Consider the following 25,053-nt stretch of genomic DNA (forward strand, 5'->3'; position numbering starts at 1 on the left):
GTTATTTTGACCCGGCGCTTAAGCCAGCGTTCAAACCAGCCAATAGTCACCCATTGGCTCCAGAGCGCCCTGGCCACCCGATAAACTGCTGACCTCATGAATGCACAAAACCGCCTGCTGTGGCACTGGTGGATGCCGTTGGCGATGGGGCTGCTGTGCGCGGCCAGCGCCTGCGCCACGGACAACACCACGGACAACACCACGGACAGCGCCACACCAAGCCAGTGTTTCGGCTCTGTCAGCCACGGGCGGCTCCAGGACGGCGTCAAGCTGCCGAAAAGCGGGGCCAACTTCTCGCCCTACAGCAGCTTGGCGGTGACCGCCGGGCGCACTTACGTACACAGCAAAGTAGCGGCCATCGTGCAGGCCAGTTATGCCGCACTGGCGCAAAGTCGTCCGCACACGCGCTATGTGTATGGCGAATCGGGCTGGGCGTCAGGCGGGCGCTTCAAGCCACACCGCACGCACCAGAACGGCTTGTCGGTGGATTTTTTTGTGCCCGTCAAAGACGCACAGGGACGCTCGGTGCCTTTGCCGACCGAGGCATCCACGCGCTTTGGTTACGACCTTGAATTTGACCATGCAGGCCAGTGGAATGGCCACACCATCGACTTTGAGGCCCTGGCCGAGCATCTGTACCAGCTGGACGTAGCGGCCAAGGCCGCAGGCGCGGGGCTGGCGCTGGTGATTTTTGACCGTGCTTATTTGCCGCGCCTGTGGGCCACCCCGCGCGGGGCGTATCTGAAAAAACACTTGCGCTTCATGAAAAGCCAGCCCTGGGTGCGCCATGACGAGCATGTGCATGTGGATTTTGCGCTGCGGTGCCGGGCGCTGAAGCCTTGAGCGCCAACCCACAAGGCGCTTAAAGCTCTTGTTTTAGGAGCATCCATGCTCACGCGGAAGGCAAGTCAAACACCAGGCAGGTGGTGGTGGCGTGGGCGTACAGCGTGCCGTCGGGGCCAACCAGGCGCGCCTCGGCGGTGGCGAGCTGGCGACCGCAGTGGATCACCTGGCCTTCGGCGCGCACGCGCGGCACCTTCGGGGTCAGGGCCTTGACCATGTTCACGCCCAGCTCGGCTGTGGTGTAGGCGCGGCCTGCGGGCATCAAGGTGTGCACGGCGCAGCCCAGGGCTGAGTCGAGCAAGGTGGCAAACCAGCCACCATGCACCGTACCCAGCGGGTTGAGCAACTGCGGCCCCGGTGTGCCCTGAAAGACGGCGCGACCCTTGTCCACCTCGATCAGCAGAAAATCCAGCGTTTGCGCGATGGGGGCAAAAGGCAGCTCGCCGTCCAGCATGGCCTGCATCAGCTCCAGCCCACTCATGGCAGCCACCTGATCCATGCGGGTCACGCCGGGGCCGGGGCCAGCTTGCAGGCGGGCCATCACGGCTTGCTCCTGAGTCAGCCATTGGTCGAGGTGGTTGTGGGTTTTGCTGCTCATGGAAAGAGTCTCCGTGCTGATTGAGATCAAGGCCGCATACCATCAGCCAAGATTACGGCTTGTTGGGATGTAGTCAAAAGATGTAAAGTAAAAATGACTGGCACCATACCGCTGGCCATATCGCTAACAATATGGTCAAACCCTAACGCCATGATATGCAATCTGGAAAGCCGATGATGACCGCATCAACCCAAAACCAACCCCGCCAAACACGACCGTGGTGGCGCAGCAAGCCCGTGGGCTTTGCGGCGCTGGTTCTGGTGGCCGCTTTGCTGGGCTATGGTGCGCAGCGTCTGTGGTTTGCGCCTGCCCAGTCCGCCGCCGCGCCAGTCATCTTGGGCAATGGCAGCAACGGGCCGCTGGGTATGGCATGGGTGCCGGGCGGCGATTTTTTGATGGGCAGCGATCACCAACTGGCACAAAACAACGAGCGTCCGGCACACGCGGTCAAGGTGCAAGGTTTTTGGATGGACCGCTACCACGTGACCAACGCCCAGTTTCGTGATTTCATGCAGGCCACGGGTTACGCCACCACGGCCGAGCGACAACCCGACTGGGAAACCATCAAGCCCCAAGTGCCACCGGGCACACCCAGGCCGCCAGATTCTGTGCTGATCCCCGGATCGATGGTGTTCGTGGGCACCGACCGCGAAGTCTCTTACGACAATTTCTCGCTCTGGTGGCGCTATGTGCCGGGGGCCGATTGGCGGCACCCCACCGGCCCCGGCAGTGACATTGAAGGACGGGATGACCATCCCGTGGTGCACATTTCTTACGACGACGCCATGGCCTATGCCCAATGGGCGGGCAAGCGCATGCCGACCGAGGCGCAGTGGGAGTTTGCCGCCCGCGGCGGGCTGGAGCAGGCCACTTACACCTGGGGCGAAGAGTTTGCGCCCGGCGGCCAGCAAATGGCCAACGTCTGGGAAGGCCAGCAAACGCAGCGCTTTCCGGTCGTCAGCCCCAAGGCGGGCGGGGCCATCAGCACCAGCCCGGTCGGCACTTTTCCGCCCAACGGCTATGGCCTGTACGACATGACGGGCAACGCCTGGCAATGGGTGTCAGACTGGTACCGGGCCGATCAGTTTGTGCTGGTGTCGCAATCGGGCCAGACGCAGATAGACCCCACCGGGCCGTCAGACAGTTATGACCCGTCGCAGCCGGGTGTGCCGGTCAACGCGCCCAAGCGCGTCACGCGCGGCGGCTCGTTTCTGTGCAACGAAGACTATTGCCTGAGCTACCGCCCCAGCGCGCGGCGTGGCACTGATCCGTATTCGAGCATGTCGCACCTGGGCTTTCGCCTGATCATGACGCAGGCCGACTGGGAACAAAGCCAAAACCAGAAAACCGCTGCCAGGTGATGGTGAGAACCCATCACAACCCTATTTTGGTTCGATCCGGTTTGACGTACATTGCCCCGCAGTACGACACCCGGTGCAGTTCATGATGCAGCGCAATTGTTGGTATAAACCCGAGGAAACGCTGACAGTTTGGAACAAACTGACCCCTCGCAACACTTGCATTGGTTACGGAATAGATTTAGTGTTTTATTCTTAATTTTGGAGGTCGGTCATGCTCAATGACTTGAAGAAAGCGCTGCTGGGCACGCTGGCGACCGGGGCCTTGGCCCTGGCCTGCGCCCAGACTGCGGTGGCCCAGACGGCGGCGGCCAGCTCCACCGGAGCCAAGCCCAACATCCTGATCATCTTTGCCGATGACGTGGGGCAAACCAACCTCAGCATCTACAGCCGGGGCCTGATGGGCTACCGCACCCCCAACATCGACCGCATTGGCCAAGAAGGGGGGGTGTTTACCGACTACTACGGCGAGCAATCCTGTACCGCCGGGCGAGCGGGCTTCATCACCGGCCAGTACGCCGTGCGCGTGGGCCTGCCCAAGGTGGGCCTGGTGGGGTCGCCGCAAGGCATCAGCAGCAAAGACGTGACGCTGGCGCAGATGCTCAAGCCGCTGGGCTACACCACCGGCCAGTTTGGCAAGAATCACCTGGGCGATCGCAACGAATTTTTGCCCACGGTACACGGGTTTGACGAATTCCTGGGCAACCTGTACCACCTGAACACGCACACTGAGATGTTCGACAAGGACTACCCCAAGTCCAAAGCCTTTACCGACAAGTACGGCCCGCGCGGTGTGATCCACAGCTACGCCAGCACTACCGATGACGCCACCACCGACCCGCGCTTTGGCAAGGTGGGCAAGCAGAAAATCCAGGACACCGGCCCGCTGGACTTGAAACGCATCGAAACCATTGACCAGGAATACCTGGAAGGTGCCGAGCGCTTCATCCGCAAGGCCCATTCCGATGGCAAGCCTTTCTTCACCTGGTTTGCCGCCTCGCGCATGCACTTCCCGACCATCCTGTCCAAAGACGCTGAGGGCAAAACCGGGCAAGACCTGTATGCCGATGGCATGGTCGAGCACGACGGCCATGTGGGCAAACTGCTGGCGCTGCTGGACGAGCTGAAGATCGCCGACAACACCGTGGTGGTGTGGACCAGCGACAACGGCCCCATGACGATGAACTGGCCTGATGGCGGCATGGATCCCTTCCGCTCCGAAAAAGGCACCAACTGGGAAGGCGCTTTCCGCGTGCCGATGGTGGCGCGCTGGCCAGGCGTGATCAAGCCCGGCAGCGAGCTGAACGGCATCATGAGCCACCACGACTGGTTCCCGACGCTGTATGCGGCTGCCAGCGGCGATGGCGCGGTCAAAGACAAGCTGCGCAGCGGCTTGAGCGTGGGCGGCACCACCTACAAGGTGCACCTGGATGGCTACAACATGCTGCCCTGGCTGAAGGGCGATGCACCCAAGAGTCCGCGTGAAGATTTCTTCTATTTTGGCGACGACATGAGCGTGCTGGCCTTCCGCTTCAACGACTGGAAGTTCACCTTTGCCGAGCAGCGTGCCGAGCCTGGCACCTGGAACCTGTGGCGCGACCCCTTCGTCAAGCTGCGTGTGCCGCGCGTGCAGAACCTGCGCCGCGATCCGTTTGAGCGGGCTGAAAAAGAAAGCGTGACTTACGGCATGTGGCTCCAGGACAAGCAGTTCATGCTGGTGCCCGCCAGCGAGTACGTGGCCCGGGAAGTGCAAACCTTCAAAGACTTCCCACCGCGCGGCGCGCCGGCCAACTATTCGTTGTCCGAAGCGCTGAAAAGCATGGAGTCCGCAGGCAGCCCCTGAGCTTGACCTGATTTGACTTCACCGGCCGGGGCAGACCACCGCAAGTGGCCTGCCCCGGTTTTTTTGCGCTGCGGGGCACACAAGGTGATGCGCAAGCACTACCAAATGAATAGCTGCTCACGCTTTCTGCATAAGCGCCAAATGCCTGTTTATCTCAAAATTAACCCAGCGCCTTGCCCATTGCCTGACCCATGCGCACCGGCCCACCGGGTGCCCAGTCGGGATTGAACTTCAGTGCGCCCTTGGGCCACAGCAGCACCACGGTGGAGCCGAGCAAAAAGCGCCCCATTTCGGCCCCTCGGGCCAGCTCAATGGTTTGATCGGTGTAGTCAAAGCGTTGGATCTGGCCTGGCCGCGGCGGGTTGACCACGCCGTGCCACGCCGTGGCCATGCTGCCGACAATCGTGGCACCCACCAGCACAAGTACCAAGGAGCCGCGCGCGGTGTCGAACAGGCACACCACGCGCTCGTTGCGGGCAAACAGGCCCGGCACGCCGCGCGCCGTGGTCGGGTTGACGCTGAACAAGTCGCCCGGCACGTACACCATGCGTTGCAGCCGTCCAGCGCAGGGCATGTGAATGCGGTGGTAGTCCCTGGGACTGAGGTAGATGGTGGCAAATTGCCCGTGGTCAAACTGCGCGGCCAGCGCAGCATCACCGGCCAGCAAGGCCGTGGTGCTGTAGCGGTGGCCCTTGGCCTGAAAAATCTGGTCTTGCTCAATGGCCCCGAACTGGCTGATGGCCCCATCCACCGGGCACAGGTAATCGGCCTGGGCCAGCGGACGAGCATCTGCGCGCAATGGGCGGGTGAAAAAATCGTTGAAGCTGGCGTAGCTGGTGATGTCGGGGTTGGCGGCCTCGTCCATGTCCACGCCATAACGCGCCACGAAGCGGCGAATGAGAGCGTGCGTGGCATCGCCCCGCTTGGCGCGCGCCAGCCGCCCGGCGAATTGGGTCAGGGCCTGTTTGGGCAACAGATACTGCGGCAGCACGGCCAGGCGGTCATTGAAAGAACGGGGCATTAAAACCAATCGGGCAAGTAGAACAGATGATGCCGGGCATTGTCGCAGCACGATGGGGCACCGCCTAATGACTATAAATTTAATAGCTTACAACGCAACTGGGGTACGCAGAAAAGCCATTAATCCATCATGAATTGATATCAGTCAAAACTGCAACGCGCTCGTGGTCGCAAACATCGACAGCGCCATGGCATCACCACATAATGAATCGCATCAACGAAGGAGCTTGCCTATGACCACCAAGACCCCCGCACCCCCTGCTGATGCGCCTGTGGCCGACACGCTGTTTCAGTTTCTGGACGCCACGCACCAGCGCATGCAGCAAGAGCTGGCCCACATGAACCGCGTGGTCGATGCCTTGGTGGCCGACCGCCTGACACCTGAGGATTTGACGCAACTGGCCAGCACCGTGCAGTGGTTTGACACCGTGGCGCGCCAGCACCATCTGGACGAGGAAAAGCATGTGTTCCCCACCCTGATGGCCAGCGACGATGCGCATGTGGTGGACGTCACGCGCCGCCTGCGGCAAGACCACGGCTGGATCGAGCAGAACTGGCTGGAAATGGGGCCGCACCTGTCGGCCGTGGTGGGCGGCAATCACTGGATTGAACCCGCGCTGGTGCGCGAGATGGTGCGCGTGTTCACCCAACTGTGCTTGGACCATTTGGCGCTGGAAGAGTCGCTGGCCTATCCGCAAGCGCGTGCCCACATCGCGGCGCAGGATTTGGCCCGAGCAGACAAAGAAATGGCCCAGCGGCGCGAGAGCTACCAGGCCAAGCAAGAAACCAAGCGCTGATTGGATTCAGCCCAGGGCCGTGCTTTTAAAGCAGCGGCCCTACAGCGACGGCCCCATTGTCAGCGCAATCTCGCCCACCCGTTCAATCTGACCGGTGATGACGTCGCCCGGCTGCACCGGCCCCACACCTTCGGGCGTGCCGGTGTAAATCAAGTCGCCTGGTTGCAGGTGGTAATACGCCGACAGGTTGGCAATCACCTCCGGCACGCTCCAGATCATGTCGCTCACATCGCCCTGTTGCTTCAGCTCGCCGTTCACGCTGAGTTCGATGCGGCCCTGGCCCAGCAAGCCCACTTCGCTGACGGGCACCAGCGGGCTGATGACGGCAGCGTTTTCAAAGTCTTTACCAAAGTCCCAGGGGCGACCCGCCTGCTTGGCGCCGTTTTGCAAATCGCGCCGTGTCATGTCCAGCCCACAGGCATAGCCCCACACGCAGGCTGCGGCCTGCTCGGGCGTAACGCGCAAGGCCCGCTGGCCTATGGCCACCACCAACTCCATCTCGTAATGCAGGTTGTGCGTGCCCAGCGCATACGCCACCGTACTGCCCGAGGCCGCCAGATGCGCCGGGGCCTTGTTGAAATAAAACGGCGGCTCGCGGCTGGGGTCAGACCCCATCTCGCGCGCGTGTGCCGCGTAATTGCGCCCCACGCAAAAAATGCGGCGCACCGGAAAAAGATGGCTGGAGCCGCGCACAGCCACGGCCGCCTGAGAGGCGGGAGGAAAAACATAGTCAGTCACGATAGTTTGCTCCTTGTTTTATAGCTATGAGCATTTGTTTTGTATGAGACAAAGCGCAAGCAGCAAGCAACCCAGCAGGCATCAGGCGGGCACTTGTTCAGCACGGATGGTGTATTTGAAATAGTCCGGGTGATAGCTGTCAAAGCGCCCGTCGGCGTTTTCGGCCACGGGGTACATCACAAAGCCCAGCTCGCCTTCCTGGGTGCCGGGCAGCAGCACGTCGTGCGCGGTGTTGTAGGCCATCCAGTTGCCCTCCCAGTTGCCGTACAGGCCAGTGTTGACGGGGGCGATCAACGGATCATCGGTGCGCTTGATCCACTCGGGGGCCTCTTGCCGCATCACCTTGGCCACGTCGGCCGGGTCCATCGCCGTCCAACCGTGGGCCTGCAAATACACCTCGGCGCGGCAGTGCTGCGCGCCCGACAGCTTGGCCGATCCGCTGCCCAATTGTTGGTAGCCAAAGGCCGATGGGGCCAGCCGCACGCCGTATACGTCGCGTGCGGGCACCCCGGCGGCGCGACACAGGCCGACGAACAGCGCATTCAGATCAGCGCACTTGCCGCCCAGGTTGCCGGTTTCCAGCATGGTTTTGATGTCGCCTTCGCCACAGCCCTTGACCTTGGGTTCGCGCCAGGCGTTGCCCACCACCCAGTCGTAAATGGCGTGCGCCTTGGCCTGGTCGCTGCGCGCGCCGCGCGTGACCTTGAGCGCGGTGTCGCGCACGATGCCGTCGGTGGGCAGCAGCCGGGTGGGTGCCAGGGCGGCGCGCAGGGTGGAAGCATCTTCACGTCCACCGGCTGCGCCCAGCGTGCGGCTTTGCGTGCGCACGCGGCTGGTAATTTCAGCAAACGGCTGCGTCACACCTGCGGCAAACTCCACCGCCACCACGCGCACGCCTTGCGCGCCATCGGCCACCACGCGGGCCGTGCCGTTGCTGGCAAAGCTGTCGCCCAGCGGCAGTTGCCACGTGGTTTGCACCGACGGCAGTGGCACCCACAACCGGGTAGCGCTGGTGGCGGCAGGCAAATCGACGCGGGTGGTGACGTCAAACGTGCGCCAGTCGCCCGCCTGGGGCGCAAAACGGGGGATGGTGGTGGATTGCGCCAGAACGGCGCGCGGCAGCGTGGCGGCCAGCCCAAGGCCAGCAGCGCGCCCAATCAAGGCGCGGCGATACAGGTTCATGCGAAAGAACTCCGAAGATGGTCAAAAAACCCTGTCGGGCCACACGAGGCGTGCACGCTCCCATGTGGGCCGCGTTCGCCAATGTCCCGAAAGCAGGGGCTGATCACGCAACCGCAAGGGCCGCGCGCAGCGGGTTTGATTATGTGTGCTGTGGTTTTTTCTGTGGTGCGGGTGGCTTCATTCCATTTGCGGATCAATAGTGAACGCGAAGGCGAAGCGCAGACAGCACTGGCGTACGGCAAGCTGAGCCGACAAAGTGCGCTGTTGATCTGGAAATGGAATCAGACGCGCAGCCGCTCGATCCAGCCCAGCGCCTGCGGCCCGGTCCAGTCCACCGCACCGGTCACCAGTTGCTGGGGACGACCGGCAGTGTCGATCAGCACCGTGGTGGGCAGCAGCTTGATGGCCCAGTCTTTTTTGGAGATGTCGCAGCGCGGGTCGCTCAGCGTGACGATGGCATCCATGCGGGTACGGCGCACATAGCGCTCGGCCGTGGGCAGCGGCTCGCGCGTGTTAACGGCCAGCACCGTGAGCCAATCGCTTTCCAGATCGGCCAGGGTGTTGAGCGAGGGCATTTCTTCGGTGCACGGCGGGCACCAGGTGGCCCAGAAGTTGACCACCACCGCGCGCCCGCGCAGCGCGGCCAGATCCCAGGTGCGGTCGTCGATGTCTGGTGCCACCAATGGCGGCACCGGGCGGCCTTCAGGCCATGGCTGAGGCTGAGGCTGAGGCTGATTTTGCGCCTGCGCTGGCAACGGCCAGGCGGCCCATGCCGCGGGCAACGCAGCCAGCGCCCCTAATGCTTTTCGGCGTGTGCGAAGTGGCATCAGTCCACCTTCGCGCCCACCTTCTGGGCCACCCAGCCGGGCACGCTTTGCAGCGCCTGGGGCAGCCCGGCAGCGTCGGTGCCACCGGCCATCGCCATGTCGGGCTTGCCGCCGCCTTTGCCGCCGACCTGACTGGCCACAAAGTTGACCAGCTCGCCCGCTTTGACTTTGGCCGTCTCAGCCTTGGTCACGCCAGCAGCCAGTTGCACTTTGTCGCCATCAACTGCGGCCAGCACGATGACGGCGGATTTGAGCTTGTCTTTGAGCTTGTCCATGGTCTCGCGCAGGGTCTTGGCATCGGCCCCTTCCAGGCGCGCGGCCAGCACCTTGATGCCGTTGATGTCCATCGCCTGCCCCGCCAGTTCGTCGCCCTGGCTGGAAGCCAGTTTGCCTTTGAGCTGGGCGACTTCTTTTTCCAGCGACTTGACCTGATCGAGCATCTGGCCCAGACGCGATTCAACCTCGGTCGGGGGCGTGCGCAGCGTGGCGGCCACGGCGTGCAGGCTGGCTTCAAGGCCCTGCGCATAGCGCATGGCGTTTTCGCCCGTGATGGCCTCGATGCGGCGCACGCCAGCGGCCACGCCGCTTTCGCTGACGACTTTGAACAGGCCGATATCGCCCGTACGCGCCACATGGGTGCCGCCGCACAGCTCGCGGCTGGTGCCGATGTCGAGCACGCGCACGGTCTCGCCGTACTTTTCGCCAAACAGCATCATGGCGCCGGTCTTTTGCGCGCTGTCAATGTCCATCACCCGCGCCTGAGTAGCGTCGTTGTGCAGCACTTCCGCGTTCACACGGCGCTCAATCTCAGTGACCTGCTCAGGTGTGACCGGTGCGTGGTGAGCAAAATCGAAGCGCGTTTTTTCGGCATCGACCAGACTGCCCTTTTGCTGCACGTGATCGCCCAGCACTTCGCGCAGCGCCTTGTGCATCAGGTGCGTGGCACTGTGGTTGCGCATGGTGGCCGCCCGCGTGGCGGCGCTAACCCGCGCCGTCACGCTGTCGCCCACCGTGAGCGTGCCTTGTAACACCTTGCCGTGGTGGCCGAACACGTCGGCCTTGATTTTTTGCGTGTCTTCTACGCCGAAGGTAGCGCCTTCATTGAGCAGCGTGCCGCTGTCGCCCACCTGGCCACCGCTTTCGGCATAAAACGGCGTGGTATCGAGCACCACGATGCCGAATTCGCCTTGTTTCAGGGTGTTGACGCTGGCTCCATCAGCGTAAAGCGCCATGATTTTTGCGCTTTCTTCCAGTTGCTCGTAGCCGGTAAATCGGTTGGCCGTGCCGCTGTAATCGACGGCCTTGTCCATCTTGAATTTGCCACCTGCGCGCGACTGCTCCTGGTCTTTCTTCAGCTCGGCCTGATAGCCCGCCATGTCCACGGTAACGCCGCGCTCGCGGCACACGTCCTGCGTCAAGTCGATGGGGAAGCCGTAGGTGGCGTGCAGCTTGAAGGCGACGTCACCTCGCAACACCAACTTCGGCGCTCGCGGCTGATCACCACCTGATCCGTCGCCATAGCCCGCACCGTCACCACTTCCGCCGCCATAGCCCGATCCATCACCGCATCCCTCGCCATCGCCAGAACCAAAACCAAAACCTGATCCATCGGCGAACCCGTGGCCATCAGCAATCCGTCGATCACCGCGGCCCAGCCTCGCAAGTTCGGTTTCTATGATTGCCATACCAGTTTCTAGCGTCTCAAAAAACCGCTCCTCCTCGGCCTTCAGCACCTGCTCCACCCTTCGGCCTTCAGCCTGCAAGCGCGGGTAGGCCGCGCCCATCAGCTCAACCAGCATCGGCACCAGTTGGTGGAAGAAGGGTTGCTTCTTGCCCAGCTTGTAGCCGTGGCGGATGGCGCGGCGGATGATGCGGCGCTGCACGTAGCCGCGCCCCTCGTTGCTGGGGATCACGCCGTCGCTGACCAGGAACGCGGTGGCGCGGATGTGGTCGGCGATCACCTTGAGCGAGGGGTTGGCCCGGTCGGTGCAGCCCGTCACCTCGGCGGCCTTGGCGATGAGCTTGGCGAACAGGTCGATCTCGTAGTTGCTGTGCACGTGCTGCAGGATGGCGGCCAGCCGCTCAAGGCCCATGCCGGTATCGACGCAGGGCGCGGGCAGCTTCGTCAGGCTGCCGTCTTCGTGCATCTCGAACTGCATGAACACGTGGTTCCAGATCTCGATGAAGCGGTCGCCGTCTTCGTCCGGGCTGCCGGGCGGCCCGCCAGGGATGTGCGGGCCGTGGTCGTAGAAGATTTCAGAGCACGGGCCGCAGGGGCCGGTGTCGGCCATCATCCAGAAGTTGTCGCTCTTGTACTTGCCGCCCTTGTTGTCGCCGATGCGGATCACACGCTCGGGTGGCAGGCCGATCACTTTCGTCCAAATGTCGTACGCCTCGTCGTCGTCCTGGTACACGGTGGCGGTGAGCTTCTCGCCTGGCAGGCCATAAACCTGGGTGAGCAGCTCCCAGCCCCATTCGATGCTCTCTTTTTTGAAATAATCACCAAACGACCAGTTGCCCAGCATCTCAAAAAAAGTATGGTGGCGCGCGGTGTAGCCGACGTTTTCCAGATCGTTGTGCTTGCCGCCCGCGCGCAGACAGGCTTGCACCGTGGCCGCGCGCACGTAAGGACGCTTGTCGGTGCCCAGGAACACATCTTTGAACTGCACCATGCCGCTGTTGGTGAACATCAGCGTCGGGTCGTTGCCGGGCACCAAGGGGCTGCTGGGCACGACGGTGTGGCCCTTGCTTTCAAAAAAATCGAGAAAGCTCTTGCGAATGTCGGCAACGGACATGGGGTGGGCGTTTTTTTTCATAAGCGTTTCAGGCGTTTATCGCAGGTATTCAGAGCGATTTCAGCTCAATAATTGATAGCGTAAACCGGTAAATCTGGCAAAGTCTTTGTCGAAGGTGATGACCTCGGCACCATGCTCGATGGCAATGGCGGCGATGTGGGCATCGCTGGTCAAGTTGCCTGCGGTGCCCGCTTCCAGCAGCAGCCGCGCCAAAATGTCCATGTGCCGCACGCCGGGCTGTAGCAGGCGCGCGTTGGGATGATCCAGCCAGCCTTGCACATCAGCCAATGCGTCGGCCACGCTGAGCGGATTTTCCATCACGCGCGCCATCGTCGACAGCCGCACGAAGCCGATCAGCGGCAACCACGCCAAGCCCACGCCATTCGGCTCGCGCACCGCCGCGTCCAGCAACGCCCGCGCCATCTCGTGGTGGGGACTCAGCGGGTTGGTCGCGTAAAGCAACAAATTGGTGTCGGGCAGCTTCATGCCTTGTCGCGGCCCTTGGCTTGCCGTTCGGCATGAAGCCGTGCGTCGAGATCGAGGAACGCCTGCACATCCACCTCATCCAGCAACTGGTTGGCACGGCTCAGGTCAACCAGCGGGGTGCCCATATCGTGGGTGCGCTGGATGAAAGGCGGCATGTCTTTGGTCGCCACGGCCGGTTTGGCATGCAGCGGCACAATTTTGGCCACCGGCTTGTTGTGGCGGGTGATGATGACTTCTTCGCCCTGCTCTGCGCGGGCGACGTATTCACTCAGATGTGTCTTGGCCTCGAACAGGCCAACGGCGGCGGTAGACATGGCGGGCCTTTCAAATTGGTTGAATCAACCAGATTTTAGCCAACACCGCCGGATATTGCAGCGCAGCAAAACACGTTGATGACCGTTTCACCGGGGCCAAAGTGGCGCACGCGCTGGAAACGCTGTCGCTGGTGGCCGAACCCGACGGCGTCACCGCCCGCTGAGATATACCCGTCGCTGCTACGACCATTTGGCGGGCGAGTTGGGCGTATCGCAGTTGCGCATACTGCTGACGCAGGCAAACCTGGCTGAACCAGATCGGCGTGGACTTGCCAGCATCCGGCACCCGGCTGGCTTACCGCTGCATGGACTGGTCAGAACGATAAGACCATTTGGCGGGCACTTTGGTAACGGCCTTACTGAACCACTGGCTGGCGCGAGACTGACTGCGCCCCGACCCGGCGGCAAGTCGCGCGCTGCATGTCATACCTGCAGGCCAAACGCAGTGGCTGCCAACACTGCAAACATAAAGCTCAACCCGTTCCGTCAGACATGCCACCACTTCAAACGCGCGGCGGCTTCAAGCGTTGGCAGCGCGTTGGGTCAAAATTTCAAACGCGGGCAGCATCTTGCCCTCCAGCACCTCCAAAAACGCGCCGCCACCGGTGGAGATGTAGCCCACGTCTTTGCCAATGCCGTACTTGGCGATCGCTGCCAGCGTGTCGCCGCCGCCAGCGATGCTGAAGGCATCGCTCTGGGCAATGGCCTGGGCAATGGCCTTGGTGCCGCCTTCAAACGCAGCCATTTCAAACACGCCCACCGGGCCGTTCCAGACGATGGTGCCTGCCTGCCTGAGCTGGCCCACCAGCTTTTGTGCGGTTTCGGGGCCGATATCCAGAATCAGGTCATCATCGGCCACATCCTGTGCGCGCTTGACCATGGCTGGCGCATCCGCCTTGAATTCCTTGGCAACCACCACGTCGGTGGGAATGGGCACCTCGGCTCCGCGCGCTTTCATGGCCTCGATGACGGCCTGGGCATCGCCCACCAGATCGGGTTCGGCCAGACTTTTACCAATCGGCAGACCTGCGGCCAGCATAAAGGTATTGGCAATGCCGCCACCGACGATCAATTGATCGACGTTGCGAGCCAAAGACTGCAAGATAGTCAGTTTTGTACTCACTTTGCTGCCAGCCACGATCGCCACGAGCGGGCGCTTGGGCTGGGCCAGGGCTTTGGTGATGGCGTCGATTTCGGCGGCCAACAGTGGCCCCGCGCAGGCAATGGGCGCAAACTGGGCGATGCCGTAGGTGGTGGCTTCGGCGCGGTGTGCTGTTCCAAACGCATCATTCACGTAAATGTCGCAAAGTGCTGCTATCTTGCGCGAAAGTTCTTCATTGTTTTTCTTTTCGCCTTTGTTGACGCGGCAATTTTCCAGTAGCACCACCTGCCCGGGGGCGACTTGTACACCATCGACCCAGTTTTGCACCAAAGGCACTTCACGCCCCAGCAGCTCGCCCAGACGTTGCGCCACCGGAGCCAGTGAATCCTGGGGCTTGAACTCGCCTTCGGTCGGGCGGCCCAGATGGCTGGTCACCATCACCGCTGCGCCTGCATTCAGTGCCATTTGTATGGCGGGCACGCTGGCGCGAATGCGCGTGTCTTCGGTAATGCGGCCCGCGTCGTCCAGCGGCACGTTCAGGTCGGCGCGGATAAACACGCGCTGGCTCTGGGCGCGGCCTTGGGCGCACAGATCAGAAAAACGGATGACGTTCATGGGGATAGGCTCCTGGTGGATGCGTGCGCCCATCTTTGTCACACACAAAAACGGGCCTGGGCGTCAAAAATCGCCACGCATTATAAAAATTCACCCCTGCTGTCCTGCCCGGATGCCACCACACCCAGGCAAAACTCATCCACCGGGTCTGGCGCAGCACTCGGGCACGTCAGCGGCCCGCAAATGGTTTGCAGTTTTGGCAAGGCGGTTTTTGTCTGCGATAATGCACGGTTACCTGGTCGCAGTAAGGTGTGGGATATGTCTAGGCGCTGGGTATTTGCTGGCGCGCAGGTGCCCTGATCCTGATCGGTTGTCGCCATTGACGCCGATGGCACGCGCGGCAGACAGGGTTTCCACGTTGGTCGTTGATCTGGATGGCTTTGAAGGCCGCCTGCACACGACTTTTCTCCTGATTGAGCACATACATACCATGAAACGCACTTATCAACCTTCCAAAACACGTCGTGCCCGTACGCACGGTTTTTTAGTTCGCATGAAGACCCGCGGTGGTCGCGCTGTGATCAATGCGCGCCGCGCCAAAGGCCGCAAGCGCCTGGCCGTCTAAGCCTGCCCATTCGTCTGGTCATTCCGATTGCAAGCCCTGTCTGGCGCATCAGCGACTGCGGCTGGCGTGGTGATAGCCCGTTGCCCCATGCCGGACCATTGCGCGGCCCCCGTCAAGCGCTTGCGTACACGCGCCCAGTTCCAGGCACTGTTGTCCCGCCCCGCCGTGGCGCGCACTGCGCATTTCGCGTTGCATCGCATGCCCGTGCCCATGTATGGCAGTGCTGAAACTGATGCAACTGATGCAACTGATGTAAACGCCGCACCTTCAAATCCCGTGCAACCAGACGCTGTGTCGTTCACCGTGTCGTTGTTTGCGCCGTCGGATGCGGTCTGGCTAGGGGCCATGACTCCCAAGCGCTGGGCGCGCCGCGCGGTCACGCGCAATACCATCCGCAGACAGGTTTACGCCGTAGGCGAATGTCTGGTGCCACCGCTGGCCGCCGGAGCGCAATTGGTGCGCTTACGCGCGGCATTTTCCAAGCAGCAGTTTCCCAGCGCCACGTCAGATGCCCTGCGCCAAGCGGTGCGTGCCGAGCTGCATCAACTGTTCCAGCGCGGCGCGCGCATGAAAGTGCCCGCATGATTCGCTCCGCACTGATTGGGCTGCTGAAGGCTTATCGCCTGCTTTTATCGCCGTGGCTGGGATCAGCCTGCCGGTTTGAGCCGACCTGCTCGCGCTATGCAATCGAGGCGCTGGAGCAGCATGGCGCAGCGGCCGGAAGTTACCTTACATTGCGCAGGCTGGCGCGCTGCCATCCCTGGTGCGAGGGCGGCTGCGACCCTGTACCCGCAAAGCCCCCTGGTTTATTCACCCGGCTGAATGCTGGCTCTGCGCCCGCGTCGCCCGACAAATCTCACCACGTCTCATGAACGATATTCGCCGCACCATCCTGTGGGTGGTTTTCGCTTTTTCGCTGATCATGCTGTGGGATCAATGGCAGGTGCACAATGGCCGCCACGCCACCTTCTTTCCCAGTGCGCCGCCTGCGGCCACCACGGCCAGCGCACCGGCATCTGCCGTGCCCCAAGGGGCAACGCCAACGGCTGCGGCAGCAGCGGTGCCCGGCAGCGTGTCTGCGGCCCACACCTCGCCCATACCAGGTGCGCAAACCGCACCGAGCCAACCATCCATCCCGCGCGAGCGCATCGAAGTCAGCACCGATGTCCTGAAGCTGGCGTTTGATACCGAGGGCGGCTCCATCATCAAGAGCGAATTTCTCAAGTTTGCGGCGCAAGACCATCCCGATCAGCCTTTTGTGCTGCTCGATACCAGCGCCAACAGGGTGTATCAGGCGCAGTCGGGCCTGATTGGCGGCGCATTTCCCACGCACAAAACGCCGATGAAGTTTGTGGGCGAAAAGACCCTGTCCGATGGAGCCAATGAGTTGGTGCTGCGCTTTGAGTCACCCGCGCAAAACGGCATCAGCCTGAACAAAATCTATACGCTCACGCGTGGCTCTTACGTCGTTGGCGTGCGGCACGAAATCGTCAACGCCAGCGCGCAGGCCATCCAACCTCAGCTTTATGTCCAACTGGTGCGCGACGGCAACAAGCCACCGGGTGAATCGTCGTTTTACTCTACCTTCACCGGCCCGGCGTTTTATACCGAGGCCAAAAAATTCCAGAAGGTGGATTTCGAGAAGATTGACAAGGGATCGGCTGAATTCGCCACCCAGTCGCCCGACGGCTGGGTGGCCATGGTGCAGCACTACTTTGCCAGCGCCTGGCTGCTACCTGAAGGCGCAAGCCACGAAAACTTTGCCCGCAAGGTCGACACCAACCTGTACGCCGCAGGCATGATTGCCCCCGCTGCCACGGTGGCTGCGGGCAGCACGCAGACCATGGATGCGCGCCTGTTCGTCGGCCCGCAGGAAGAAAAAGTGCTGGAAAGCCTGGCCCCCGGGCTGGAGCTGGTCAAGGACTATGGCTTTTTCACCATCTTGTCCAAGCCGCTGTACTGGCTGCTCGACAAGCTGCACGGCGTGATCGGCAATTGGGGCTGGGCCATCGTGGCGCTGGTGTTCTTGCTGAAAATCCTGTTCTATCCGCTCAACGCCAAAGCCTACGCCAGCATGGCCAAGATGAAGGCCATCAACCCCAAGCTGACCGACTTGCGCGAGCGCTACAAAGACAAGCCGCAACAGATGCAAGCCGAGATGATGCGCATCTATCGCGAAGAAAAGGTCAACCCCATGGGCGGCTGTCTGCCCATCATGATCCAGATCCCGGTGTTCATTGCGCTGTACTGGGTGTTGCTGTCGTCGGTTGAAATGCGCGGCGCACCCTGGATGCTGTGGATCAAGGATTTGTCGGCCAAAGACCCGTTCTTCATCCTGCCCATCGTGATGACGCTCACCACGCTGCTGCAAACCGCGCTCAACCCGTTGCCGCCTGATCCGATGCAGGCCAAGCTGATGTGGTTCATGCCGCTGGTGTTCAGCGTGATGTTCTTTTTCTTCCCCTCAGGCCTGGTGCTGTACTGGATCACCAACAACGTTCTGACCATCGCCCAGCAGTGGCTTATCAACACCCGCATGGGCGTGCCGCCGCAGTTCAATCTGCCGAAGTTTTAAACGGCCAACCCAAGCCGCAGCAGGCACGCTTGAAGGCCAGCACATCAAAGCCCGCTTCCAGCGGGCTTTTCTTTGGCTTCACTCAATTCCATAGAACAAAATAGGCCATCAACGCTTGTTGGTCATGCGTTATAAGCTATTATAAATATAGCTAACCACCTCTGCTACTTTGATTGACATGGATACCTTGACCCATGCGGGCTTGTTGATGGCGGCCGCTTTTGCCGCTGGCGTGCTCAACGCCGTGGCTGGCGGCGGCACTTTTTTGACCTTTCCTGCACTGGTCTGGACTGGGGTGCCGCCCATTGCCGCCAACGCCACCAGCGCACTGGTGGTCTGCCCCGGCTATCTGGGCAGCGTGCTGGGTTTTCGCGCCGAACTGGCGGCCTTGCCGCGGGCACTGCTGTGGCGCGAAATGACCTTGGCCGCGCTGGGCGGAGTAGCCGGTGCGCTGCTGCTGCTGGTCACGCCGGCCAAGGTGTTTTCAGGCATCGTGCCCTGGCTGCTGCTGTTTGCCACGGCCTTGTTTGCCCTGGGGCCGCAACTGGCCCGCTGGGCCGGTGGTGAGCATGGACAGGGGCTGAGCGGCTGGCGTTCGCTGGGGCTGCTGGCCGTGGCGGTGTACGGCGGCTACTTCAATGGCGGCTTGGGCATCTTGCTGATGGCGTTGTACCTGCTGGTGGGCGAGCAGCGGCTGAACACGGTCAACGCGCTGAAAAATCTCAACTCCTTCGTGCTGTCCGTGGTGTCGGTTACCGCCTTTGCCATCGGCGGCGCGATCGTCTGGCGCGATGCGCTGCTGATGGCGATGTTCGCCACGTTGGGCGGATTTTTTGGCGCACGTCTGGCCAAGCGTTTGCCCGTGGCGGTGGTGCGGGGGGTGGTCATCATCACCGGGTTGGTGATGAGCGGGCTGTTTTTTGCACGCAGCGGTTAAAGCGTCTTTGAGCCGCAAATGGACAACGCCTGCGGCGGCCATCGCACCGGCGACAGCTCCTGTCCGACTGCCACGGGTACAGTACGCCGTCCCTGCCAAACATCTCGGCTCTTGAGGCTGCGCTGAATCAGCGGACAGGGCCTTACCCAATCAGGAGATTTGCTTTCATGCCCGCGTCTGCCCCTGCCGACTCTGCTGCTGTGCCCACCACATCCACCCATTTGCCACTGGCAGGCATCCGCGTGCTGGATTTGTCGCGCGTGTTTGCCGGGCCGTTGTGCGCTCAAGTGCTGGCCGATTTTGGGGCCGAGGTCATCAAGATCGAGCACCCCGGCCGCGGCGACGACACGCGCGACTGGGGGCTGCGCGTGGGCCAGACCGAAACCACCTACTACAACAGCATGAACCGCAACAAGCGCTCCATCACGCTGGATTTGCAAAGCGCCGAGGGTCAGCGCATCGTGCACGAGCTGCTGCCGCAATGCGACGTGGTGGTGCACAACTTCAAGACCGGCGGGGCAGAAAAGCTGGGCCTGGGTTACGAGCAACTGCGCCAGTTGAAGCCAGAGCTGATTTACTGCGCCATTGCAGGCTACAACAGCGCGGGGCCTGAGGCCAAGCGCCCCGGTTACGACCTGGTGATCCAGGCCGAGGCCGGACTGATGGCGCTGAATGGCGAAGCCACGCAACCGCCTTTGAAATTTGGTGTCGCCGTGGTCGATTTGATGACCGGGATGGCCGCAGCACAAGCCGTGCTGGCCGCACTGCTGCGGCGCGAACGCACGGCCCAAGGTGCACTGATCGAAATGGCCCTGTACGACAGCGGCATCATGATCACCGGCTACTACGGGCTGGATGCGCTGCTGCTCGGGCACGACCCGGCGCGCTACGGCAATGCGCACCCGTCCATCATGCCCTATGGCTTGTTTGAGGCGGCCGACGGCCCGCTCATCATCGCTGTCGGCAACAACCAGCAGTTCGAGCGCTTTTGCCGCGACGTGATCCAGCGTCCTGACATCGTGCAAGACCCACGCTTTGCCACCAATGTGGAACGCGCCCACCACCGCACCGAGCTGGCCCCTTTGCTGGTGGAACTGATTGGCGGCTTTGCGCGCGACGTGCTGCTGGATCGGCTGATGGCCTGCGGCATTCCATGCGGGCGCGTGGCGGGCCTGCACGAGGCACTGACCAGCGAACGCACGCAACAAGGCGGCCTGGTGCAGGCCATGCCCCACCCCGTGGCAGGCCACACGCATGTCTTTGCGCCGCCTTACCGCCTGGACGGTAAGCGCCTGCCCTTGCGCCATGCGCCGCCGGTGTTGGGCGAAGGCACGCGCGAGGTGCTGCAACGCCTGCTGCAAATGGACGACGCCGCGCTGCAAGCGCTGAAAGACCAGGGCGTGCTGACGCTGCCGCAATGATTGAATGTTGAGATTGAATTTTTGCCATGACTGCACCCGCCCCGACCATCCAAGCCTGCATGATCGACCTGGACGGCACCTTGCTCGATACCCTGGGCGACTTTGATGCGGCACTCAACGACGCGCTGCGCCAGTTGGGCCTGCCTGCGCTGACCCGTGCGCAGATCGGCCTGATGGTGGGCAAAGGTTCTGAACACCTGGTGCAGTCGGCGCTGGCGGCCTGCACCGACAACGCCACGCCCGACATCCCGCTGCAAGCGCAGACGATGGCGCTGTACCAGACGGCCTACGCCCGCATCAATGGCCAGTTCAGCCGCATTTATCCAGGCGTGGAAAAAGGCTTGCAGCAACTGTGCGCCCAGGGGTTGTCACTGGCTTGCTTGACCAACAAACCCTTGGCACACGCGCGCAAGCTGCTGGCAGCCAAGGGGCTTGACCATTATTTCGCCCACACCTTCGGCGGCGACAGCTTTGCACGCAAAAAACCCGATCCACTACCGCTGATTGAAACCTGCCGCGCACTGGGCAGCACCCCTGCGCGCGCCGTGATGGTGGGCGATTCCAGCAACGATGCCGCCGCAGCCCGCGCCGCCCGCTGCCCGGTGGTGCTGGTGCGCTACGGCTACAACCACGGTCGCCCCATCACCGAGGTGAATGCAGATGCCTATATCGACAGCCTGGCCGAGCTGCCTGCATGGCTGGCCCAGCGCGGGTACCATCAAACCATGACCTCGAAGGACATGACTTAAGGTGGCCGCACTGCACGACTGGCTGCAACGCGCCATCGACCAGCCTGATGTGCTGCACTGGCACACCTGGTCGGCGCTGACCCCCGGCCCGTCGCTGGTGGTGATGGGCGCAGTGCACGGCAACGAAACCTGCGGCGCGCACGCGCTGGCGCACGCGCTGGACGATTTGGCGCAGGGCCGCCTGCAACTGCAACGCGGGCGGCTAACGCTGGTGCCCGTGGCCAACCCGCTGGCCTTCAAGCAAAACACGCGCGAGGGCGAGCGCAACCTGAACCGCAGCTTTGTGCCGCGCCCCGATCCGCAGGACTACGAAGACCGCGTCATCCGCCAGTTGGCTCCGCTGCTGGCCGCGCACGATGCGTTGCTGGACTTGCACTCTTTCCACACCCCCGGCCAGCCGTTTGCCATGGTCGGGCCGCGCAATAACAGCGGCGCGCGCGAGCCGTTTGTCCGCGCCGCCGAAGAAATGGCCTTGGCACGCAGCCTGGGGGTGGACTTGATTGTGGAAGGCTGGCTGGAGGTGTACGACCGCGCCGCCCGCGCGCGCGGCGAAACGCCGGACGAAGTGGGCATTGGCACCAACGAATACATGCGCAGCCAGGGCGGCTATGCCGTCACCATCGAGTGCGGCGAACATGGCGACCCGCAGGCCGTGGCGGTAGCCGAGCAGGCTTTTCATGGCGCACTGGCCTTGCTGGGGCTGGCCGACGTGTCCGCGCCACCGCGCTTTGCAGGCCCGGCCGCGCGCCTGCGCGATGTGGTGCTGCGCGAATCGCCCGGGGACACCCTGGTGCGCCACTGGCGCAGCTTTGATGCCGTACAGGCGGGCCAGCCCATTGCCCAGCGCGACAGCGGCGAAGTACTGCGCGCGCCTTACGACGGGCTGGTGCTGTTTCCGTACCCCGAATCCGAGGTCGGGCAAGAGCTGTATTACCTGGCCGAGCCGGGCGGCTGAATTTCTGGCGGATTTAGCGCGGCCTCAGTCTCCTGGGCGCGTGCGCGCCACGCTCGGGCCGATGCCCAGATGGACGCACGGTCAAACTCCGGGTGCCAGCGATAGCGCAGCACATGCTCGCCCACAAAAAAAGCGCCCAGCGCCAGCGGCGAGCCAATGTTGGCATACAGCGCCCAGCCACCAAAAGGCAGCCACACGAACAGCGCCACCGACAACAGCGCCATGCCCGCAAAGTACAGCGCCCAGGCGCGCGTGAGCTTGACGGTGTAGCACTCCATCGCCGGCGTCAGCGCATGCACCGTGCGTGCCACCCGCGTAATCAGTGGCGTGCTGCGCAGGCTGTGCCAGAACCAGATCGCCATAAACCCATAAATGCCCACGTATTCCGTCACGTACAACCAGGCCATGTCGTGCGGCCCCTGCGTGCCCAGCCAGACCAGCCAAGCCACCGCACCCACCGCCAGCAGTGCGACCGCCGCGCGGTGGCCTGCGGCCCGCAGCGCCAAAGCTGCGCCCAGCACCACCGGCCCCAACACGAAGCACACCGTCAGCAGGCTGTGCGGCAGGTGCAACATCAGCCACTGCGCGCCCAGGCTGTACAGCGCCACCAGCAAAAAAGGAAGAGCAAACATCATCCAGCGGCCACTATAACGGGCCGCCAGCGCGCGCCCGGCGCTTTGCTAAACTCATGCGCATGTTCACGTCCTGCAATGTCCATTCGTCGCGGAGCCTTGCGCTCCAGGAGGCATGGCCTTGGCGCAAGCCAGCGCACTGACATTGCTCCTTCGCGCCTGCAACGGGCGCATGGTGGGCGTCTCAGGTAAGCCACCCTTTGCACTGAATTTGCACGGCACCTGAGCGAGACCCAATTTCACCGGACACCCAATCTTCGCGGCCCCTTCAATTGAAAGACCTCCCCGCGCGCGAGCTGGAGGCTCGCACCAGATGATGACCGAACTTGAATTCAAAAGCCTGGCAGGCCAAGGCTTTAACCGTATCCCCTTGATGAGCGAGGCGCTGGCCGACCTTGAAACCCCGCTATCCTTGTACCTCAAACTGACCTCTGGCGCAGGTGCATCAAGCGGTGGGCGCTATAGTTTCTTACTGGAATCGGTGATTGGCGGTGAGCGCTTTGGACGTTACAGCTTCATCGGTCTGCCCGCCCGCACCATCGTGCGCGCCAGCGGTTTTGGCGATGCCGCGCGCACCGAAGTCGTCACCGACGGGCAAGTGCTCGAAACCCTGGGCGGCAACCCGCTGGAGGTGATCGACGCCTACCGCCAGCGCTTCAAGGTGGCCTTAAGCCCCGGCCTGCCACGCTTTTGCGGCGGGCTGGCGGGCTATTTTGGCTACGACGTGGTGCGCCACATCGAGAAAAAGCTCGAAAACACCTGCCCGCCCGATGCCCTGGGTACGCCCGATATTTTGCTGATGCACTGCGAAGAAGTGACGGTGATCGACAACCTGTCGGGCAAGCTGTATTTGATCGTCTACGCCGACCCGGCCCAGCCCGAGGCATACGCCAAGGCCAAAAAACGTCTCAAAGGCTTGCGCGAGCAACTGCGCTACTCGGTCGCCGCGCCGCAACTCAAGCCCAGCCAGAACCACCCGGCCGAGCGCAGCTTTGCCAAGGCCGACTATCTGGCAGCGGTGGAGCGCGCCAAGGGGTTGATTGAAGCGGGCGACTTCATGCAGGTGCAGGTGGGCCAGCGCATCAGCAAGCGCTACACCGAGTCACCCCTGTCGCTGTACCGCGCAGTGCGCTCACTCAACCCCTCGCCGTACATGATTTATTACGACTTTGGCGACTTTCACGTCGTCAGCGCCAGCCCGGAGATTCTGGTGCGGATAGAAAACGTGCCGGAAGATGCCCCGAGCGCCGCCGGGCCGTCCCAAGGTGCGAGCGCCCCCTCGGGGGGCAGCAAACCACGCGCAGCGGCGAGCGTGGGGGCACGAAAAGTCACGATCAGACCCCTGGCCGGCACCCGCCCGCGCGGTGCCACGCCTGAAGCTGACAAGGCCACCGAGCAAGAGTTGGTCAACGACCCCAAGGAGCGCGCCGAGCACGTCATGCTGATCGATCTGGCGCGCAACGACATCGGCCGCATCGCCCAAACCGGCAGCGTGAAGGTGACCGAAGCCTTTGCGGTAGAACGCTACAGCCATGTGATGCACATCGTCAGCAACGTCGAAGGCATTTTGAAAGACGGCATGACCGCCATGGACGTGCTCAAGGCCACCTTTCCAGCAGGCACGCTGACCGGCGCACCCAAGGTACACGCGATGGAGCTGATCGACCAGCTCGAACCCGTCAAACGCGGCATCTACGGCGGCGCTTGCGGCTACATCAGCTACGCGGGCGACATGGACGTGGCCATCGCCATTCGCACCGGCATCATCAAAGACCAGATGCTGCACGTGCAGGCCGCCGCTGGCGTGGTGGCCGACAGCGTGCCCGAAATGGAATGGCGCGAGACCGAGCACAAGGCGCGCGCTTTGCTGCGCGCGGCCGAGCTGGTTGAAGAAGGGCTGGAGTAATCGCCATGACCTCAAAAACCGAATCAAATCAAACGGTAACGCTGGCACAGAACGTAAATAGCACTATTGATATCGAAGCTATTCGACGCCTGCGCCAAACCGTGCCCCCAGGCATCAAGGTGCTGATGATCGATAACTACGACAGCTTCACCTACAACATCGTGCAGTACTTTGGCGAGTTGGGAGCCGAAGTCACTACCCTGCGCAATGACGAAGTCACGCTGGACGAACTCAAGGCCCTGTTCAAAGCGGGCCAGTTCGCCCGTCTGTGCATCAGCCCCGGCCCTTGCTCACCGGCTGAGGCAGGCGTGTCGGTCGCCGCCATTCAGCACTTCGCAGGCCAACTCCCCATCTTGGGCGTGTGCCTGGGCCATCAGGCCATCGGCGTGGCCTTTGACGGCACCATCATCCGCGCGCAACAGTTGATGCACGGCAAAACCAGCGTCATCACCACCACGCAGCAAGGCGTGTTTGCGGGGCTGCCACAGCAGTTCACCGTCAACCGCTACCACTCACTGGCCATTCGGCGCGAGGATTGCCCAGCCGAGCTGGCAATCACCGCCTGGACAGATGACGGCGAAATCCAGGGCATCAAGCACCAGACACTGGACATCGAAGGCGTGCAGTTTCACCCCGAAAGCATCCTGACCGAGCACGGGCACGCCATGCTGGCGAATTTTTTGGTGCGCTGAACCTCAAGCGCAATCAACGCCTCACGAAAGCGTCCCCCTAAAATCAGCCGTTCAAACTTTGTCTTCTTGACATAACAGGTTCGCGCCTAGCTTGCGCGGCAAC

At 62.4% G+C, this 25,053-nt stretch carries 23 protein-coding genes and 2 pseudogenes; 14 read left to right on the forward strand and 11 right to left on the reverse strand.

All coding sequences use genetic code 11. From position 1 onward, the window contains the following. The first annotated feature begins 96 nt into the window (after nt 1-96). Complete coding sequence (locus ACK5NW_RS03715; protein WP_416925177.1) at nt 97-843, forward strand: penicillin-insensitive murein endopeptidase; 747 nt, start codon at nt 97-99, stop codon at nt 841-843. A 49-nt stretch (nt 844-892) separates the two neighbouring features. Here the strand turns inward: ACK5NW_RS03715 and ACK5NW_RS03720 are convergent, their stop codons facing one another. Further along, nucleotides 893-1,441, reverse strand: coding sequence for a PaaI family thioesterase (locus ACK5NW_RS03720; RefSeq protein ID WP_416925179.1), 549 nt, complete (start codon nt 1,439-1,441; stop codon nt 893-895). A 176-nt stretch (nt 1,442-1,617) separates the two neighbouring features. On the opposite strand from ACK5NW_RS03720, the gene ACK5NW_RS03725 reads away from it, so the two are divergent. Further along, nucleotides 1,618-2,802, forward strand: a complete 1,185-nt coding sequence (locus ACK5NW_RS03725; RefSeq protein ID WP_416925181.1) for a formylglycine-generating enzyme family protein — start codon at nt 1,618-1,620, stop codon at nt 2,800-2,802. Nucleotides 2,803-3,013: 211 nt separating this feature from the next. Beyond that, nucleotides 3,014-4,642: an arylsulfatase gene (locus tag ACK5NW_RS03730; RefSeq protein ID WP_416925183.1), complete on the forward strand. Its 1,629-nt coding sequence runs from the start codon at nt 3,014-3,016 to the stop codon at nt 4,640-4,642. 160 nt (nt 4,643-4,802) lie between these two features. Here ACK5NW_RS03730 and asd read toward each other — a convergent pair whose 3' ends face one another. Then, entirely contained in the window at nt 4,803-5,663 is an 861-nt protein-coding gene (asd, locus tag ACK5NW_RS03735; protein WP_416925185.1) for an archaetidylserine decarboxylase, read from the reverse strand. Nucleotides 5,664-5,895: 232 nt separating this feature from the next. Here asd and ACK5NW_RS03740 point away from each other — a divergent pair, with 232 nt between their 5' ends. Further along, nucleotides 5,896-6,459, forward strand: a complete 564-nt coding sequence (locus tag ACK5NW_RS03740; protein ID WP_416925187.1) for a hemerythrin domain-containing protein — start codon at nt 5,896-5,898, stop codon at nt 6,457-6,459. Nucleotides 6,460-6,498: 39 nt separating this feature from the next. Here ACK5NW_RS03740 and ACK5NW_RS03745 read toward each other — a convergent pair whose 3' ends face one another. The 8 genes and pseudogenes from ACK5NW_RS03745 to ACK5NW_RS03780 form a co-directional block, all read right to left on the reverse strand. Next, nucleotides 6,499-7,197, reverse strand: coding sequence for a fumarylacetoacetate hydrolase family protein (locus tag ACK5NW_RS03745; RefSeq protein WP_416925189.1), 699 nt, complete (start codon nt 7,195-7,197; stop codon nt 6,499-6,501). 81 nt (nt 7,198-7,278) lie between these two features. Next, the gene (locus tag ACK5NW_RS03750) at nt 7,279-8,379 is read right to left on the reverse strand and encodes a transglutaminase-like domain-containing protein (protein ID WP_416925191.1); all 1,101 of its coding nucleotides are present in this window, start codon (nt 8,377-8,379) and stop codon (nt 7,279-7,281) included. A gap of 281 nt (nt 8,380-8,660) precedes the next feature. Then, complete coding sequence (locus tag ACK5NW_RS03755; RefSeq protein WP_416925193.1) at nt 8,661-9,206, reverse strand: TlpA family protein disulfide reductase; 546 nt, start codon at nt 9,204-9,206, stop codon at nt 8,661-8,663. Next, nucleotides 9,206-10,753, reverse strand: a pseudogene (alaS, locus tag ACK5NW_RS03760) (alanine--tRNA ligase); the annotation flags it as partial. The pseudogene alaS (ACK5NW_RS03760) and the gene ACK5NW_RS03755, both read right to left, overlap by 1 nt. A 111-nt stretch (nt 10,754-10,864) precedes the next feature. Beyond that, nucleotides 10,865-12,001 (reverse strand): annotated as a pseudogene (gene alaS / locus ACK5NW_RS03765) (alanine--tRNA ligase); the annotation flags it as partial. 60 nt (nt 12,002-12,061) lie between these two features. Beyond that, entirely contained in the window at nt 12,062-12,487 is a 426-nt protein-coding gene (locus ACK5NW_RS03770) for a type II toxin-antitoxin system VapC family toxin (protein WP_416925195.1), read from the reverse strand. Continuing rightward, the gene (locus ACK5NW_RS03775) at nt 12,484-12,801 is read right to left on the reverse strand and encodes a type II toxin-antitoxin system Phd/YefM family antitoxin (RefSeq protein WP_416925197.1); all 318 of its coding nucleotides are present in this window, start codon (nt 12,799-12,801) and stop codon (nt 12,484-12,486) included. Before ACK5NW_RS03775 ends, ACK5NW_RS03770 begins: the two co-directional genes overlap by 4 nt. Before the next feature lie 520 nt (nt 12,802-13,321). Beyond that, on the reverse strand, nt 13,322-14,518 hold the full coding sequence (locus tag ACK5NW_RS03780; RefSeq protein WP_416925199.1) for a phosphoglycerate kinase: 1,197 nt from the start codon (nt 14,516-14,518) through the stop codon (nt 13,322-13,324). A 430-nt stretch (nt 14,519-14,948) separates the two neighbouring features. On the opposite strand from ACK5NW_RS03780, the gene rpmH reads away from it, so the two are divergent. The 8 genes from rpmH to ACK5NW_RS03820 all read left to right on the forward strand — a co-directional run bounded on the left by rpmH (nt 14,949) and on the right by ACK5NW_RS03820 (nt 21,720). Then, complete coding sequence (gene rpmH / locus ACK5NW_RS03785; RefSeq protein ID WP_005798102.1) at nt 14,949-15,083, forward strand: 50S ribosomal protein L34; 135 nt, start codon at nt 14,949-14,951, stop codon at nt 15,081-15,083. Nucleotides 15,084-15,170: 87 nt separating this feature from the next. Next, nucleotides 15,171-15,668, forward strand: coding sequence for a ribonuclease P protein component (locus ACK5NW_RS03790; protein ID WP_416925201.1), 498 nt, complete (start codon nt 15,171-15,173; stop codon nt 15,666-15,668). After that, on the forward strand, nt 15,665-15,955 hold the full coding sequence (yidD, locus tag ACK5NW_RS03795; RefSeq protein WP_416925203.1) for a membrane protein insertion efficiency factor YidD: 291 nt from the start codon (nt 15,665-15,667) through the stop codon (nt 15,953-15,955). Before ACK5NW_RS03790 ends, yidD begins: the two co-directional genes overlap by 4 nt. After that, entirely contained in the window at nt 15,952-17,658 is a 1,707-nt protein-coding gene (gene yidC, locus ACK5NW_RS03800; protein WP_416925205.1) for a membrane protein insertase YidC, read from the forward strand. Before yidD ends, yidC begins: the two co-directional genes overlap by 4 nt. Before the next feature lie 178 nt (nt 17,659-17,836). Then, a complete protein-coding gene (locus ACK5NW_RS03805) occupies nt 17,837-18,595 on the forward strand; it encodes a sulfite exporter TauE/SafE family protein (protein WP_416925207.1) in 759 nt (252 codons plus the stop codon). Between the two features lie 167 nt (nt 18,596-18,762). Continuing rightward, on the forward strand, nt 18,763-20,016 hold the full coding sequence (locus tag ACK5NW_RS03810; RefSeq protein ID WP_416925209.1) for a CaiB/BaiF CoA transferase family protein: 1,254 nt from the start codon (nt 18,763-18,765) through the stop codon (nt 20,014-20,016). A 26-nt stretch (nt 20,017-20,042) separates the two neighbouring features. After that, nucleotides 20,043-20,765: a phosphoglycolate phosphatase gene (locus tag ACK5NW_RS03815; protein ID WP_416925211.1), complete on the forward strand. Its 723-nt coding sequence runs from the start codon at nt 20,043-20,045 to the stop codon at nt 20,763-20,765. 1 nt (nt 20,766) lies between these two features. Continuing rightward, nucleotides 20,767-21,720 (forward strand): succinylglutamate desuccinylase/aspartoacylase family protein, encoded by a 954-nt coding sequence (locus ACK5NW_RS03820; protein WP_416925213.1) that lies wholly within the window; start codon nt 20,767-20,769, stop codon nt 21,718-21,720. Here the strand turns inward: ACK5NW_RS03820 and ACK5NW_RS03825 are convergent. Further along, a complete protein-coding gene (locus ACK5NW_RS03825) occupies nt 21,696-22,355 on the reverse strand; it encodes a hypothetical protein (protein ID WP_416925215.1) in 660 nt (219 codons plus the stop codon). The two genes, ACK5NW_RS03820 and ACK5NW_RS03825, sit on opposite strands and share 25 nt — an antisense overlap. Before the next feature lie 310 nt (nt 22,356-22,665). Between ACK5NW_RS03825 and ACK5NW_RS03830 the strand changes: the two genes are divergently transcribed. Next, nucleotides 22,666-24,258, forward strand: a complete 1,593-nt coding sequence (locus tag ACK5NW_RS03830) for an anthranilate synthase component I family protein (RefSeq protein ID WP_416925217.1) — start codon at nt 22,666-22,668, stop codon at nt 24,256-24,258. A gap of 125 nt (nt 24,259-24,383) precedes the next feature. Continuing rightward, the gene (locus tag ACK5NW_RS03835) at nt 24,384-24,950 is read left to right on the forward strand and encodes an anthranilate synthase component II (protein WP_416925233.1); all 567 of its coding nucleotides are present in this window, start codon (nt 24,384-24,386) and stop codon (nt 24,948-24,950) included. Nucleotides 24,951-25,053 lie beyond the last annotated feature (103 nt).

Origin of the sequence: Ottowia sp. (assembly GCF_047975795.1) — a bacterium.
Taxonomy (GTDB): domain Bacteria; phylum Pseudomonadota; class Gammaproteobacteria; order Burkholderiales; family Burkholderiaceae_C; genus Ottowia.

Excerpts from the sequence above, each read along its gene's own strand:
- ACK5NW_RS03750 (WP_416925191.1), bottom strand. The coding sequence starts at position 8,379 with ATGAACCTGTATCGCCGCGCCTTGATTGGGCGCGCTGCTGGCCTTGGG.
- ACK5NW_RS03755 (WP_416925193.1), bottom strand. The coding sequence starts at position 9,206 with ATGCCACTTCGCACACGCCGAAAAGCATTAGGGGCGCTGGCTGCGTTG.
- ACK5NW_RS03715 (WP_416925177.1), top strand. The coding sequence starts at position 97 with ATGAATGCACAAAACCGCCTGCTGTGGCACTGGTGGATGCCGTTGGCG.
- ACK5NW_RS03720 (WP_416925179.1), bottom strand. The coding sequence starts at position 1,441 with ATGAGCAGCAAAACCCACAACCACCTCGACCAATGGCTGACTCAGGAG.
- ACK5NW_RS03725 (WP_416925181.1), top strand. The coding sequence starts at position 1,618 with ATGACCGCATCAACCCAAAACCAACCCCGCCAAACACGACCGTGGTGG.
- ACK5NW_RS03780 (WP_416925199.1), bottom strand. The coding sequence starts at position 14,518 with ATGAACGTCATCCGTTTTTCTGATCTGTGCGCCCAAGGCCGCGCCCAG.
- yidC (WP_416925205.1), top strand. The coding sequence starts at position 15,952 with ATGAACGATATTCGCCGCACCATCCTGTGGGTGGTTTTCGCTTTTTCG.
- ACK5NW_RS03810 (WP_416925209.1), top strand. The coding sequence starts at position 18,763 with ATGCCCGCGTCTGCCCCTGCCGACTCTGCTGCTGTGCCCACCACATCC.
- ACK5NW_RS03805 (WP_416925207.1), top strand. The coding sequence starts at position 17,837 with ATGGATACCTTGACCCATGCGGGCTTGTTGATGGCGGCCGCTTTTGCC.
- ACK5NW_RS03815 (WP_416925211.1), top strand. The coding sequence starts at position 20,043 with ATGACTGCACCCGCCCCGACCATCCAAGCCTGCATGATCGACCTGGAC.
- asd (WP_416925185.1), bottom strand. The coding sequence starts at position 5,663 with ATGCCCCGTTCTTTCAATGACCGCCTGGCCGTGCTGCCGCAGTATCTG.
- ACK5NW_RS03770 (WP_416925195.1), bottom strand. The coding sequence starts at position 12,487 with ATGAAGCTGCCCGACACCAATTTGTTGCTTTACGCGACCAACCCGCTG.
- ACK5NW_RS03790 (WP_416925201.1), top strand. The coding sequence starts at position 15,171 with ATGCCGGACCATTGCGCGGCCCCCGTCAAGCGCTTGCGTACACGCGCC.
- ACK5NW_RS03740 (WP_416925187.1), top strand. The coding sequence starts at position 5,896 with ATGACCACCAAGACCCCCGCACCCCCTGCTGATGCGCCTGTGGCCGAC.
- ACK5NW_RS03825 (WP_416925215.1), bottom strand. The coding sequence starts at position 22,355 with ATGATGTTTGCTCTTCCTTTTTTGCTGGTGGCGCTGTACAGCCTGGGC.
- ACK5NW_RS03775 (WP_416925197.1), bottom strand. The coding sequence starts at position 12,801 with ATGTCTACCGCCGCCGTTGGCCTGTTCGAGGCCAAGACACATCTGAGT.
- ACK5NW_RS03730 (WP_416925183.1), top strand. The coding sequence starts at position 3,014 with ATGCTCAATGACTTGAAGAAAGCGCTGCTGGGCACGCTGGCGACCGGG.
- yidD (WP_416925203.1), top strand. The coding sequence starts at position 15,665 with ATGATTCGCTCCGCACTGATTGGGCTGCTGAAGGCTTATCGCCTGCTT.
- rpmH (WP_005798102.1), top strand. The coding sequence starts at position 14,949 with ATGAAACGCACTTATCAACCTTCCAAAACACGTCGTGCCCGTACGCAC.
- ACK5NW_RS03835 (WP_416925233.1), top strand. The coding sequence starts at position 24,384 with ATGATCGATAACTACGACAGCTTCACCTACAACATCGTGCAGTACTTT.
- ACK5NW_RS03830 (WP_416925217.1), top strand. The coding sequence starts at position 22,666 with ATGATGACCGAACTTGAATTCAAAAGCCTGGCAGGCCAAGGCTTTAAC.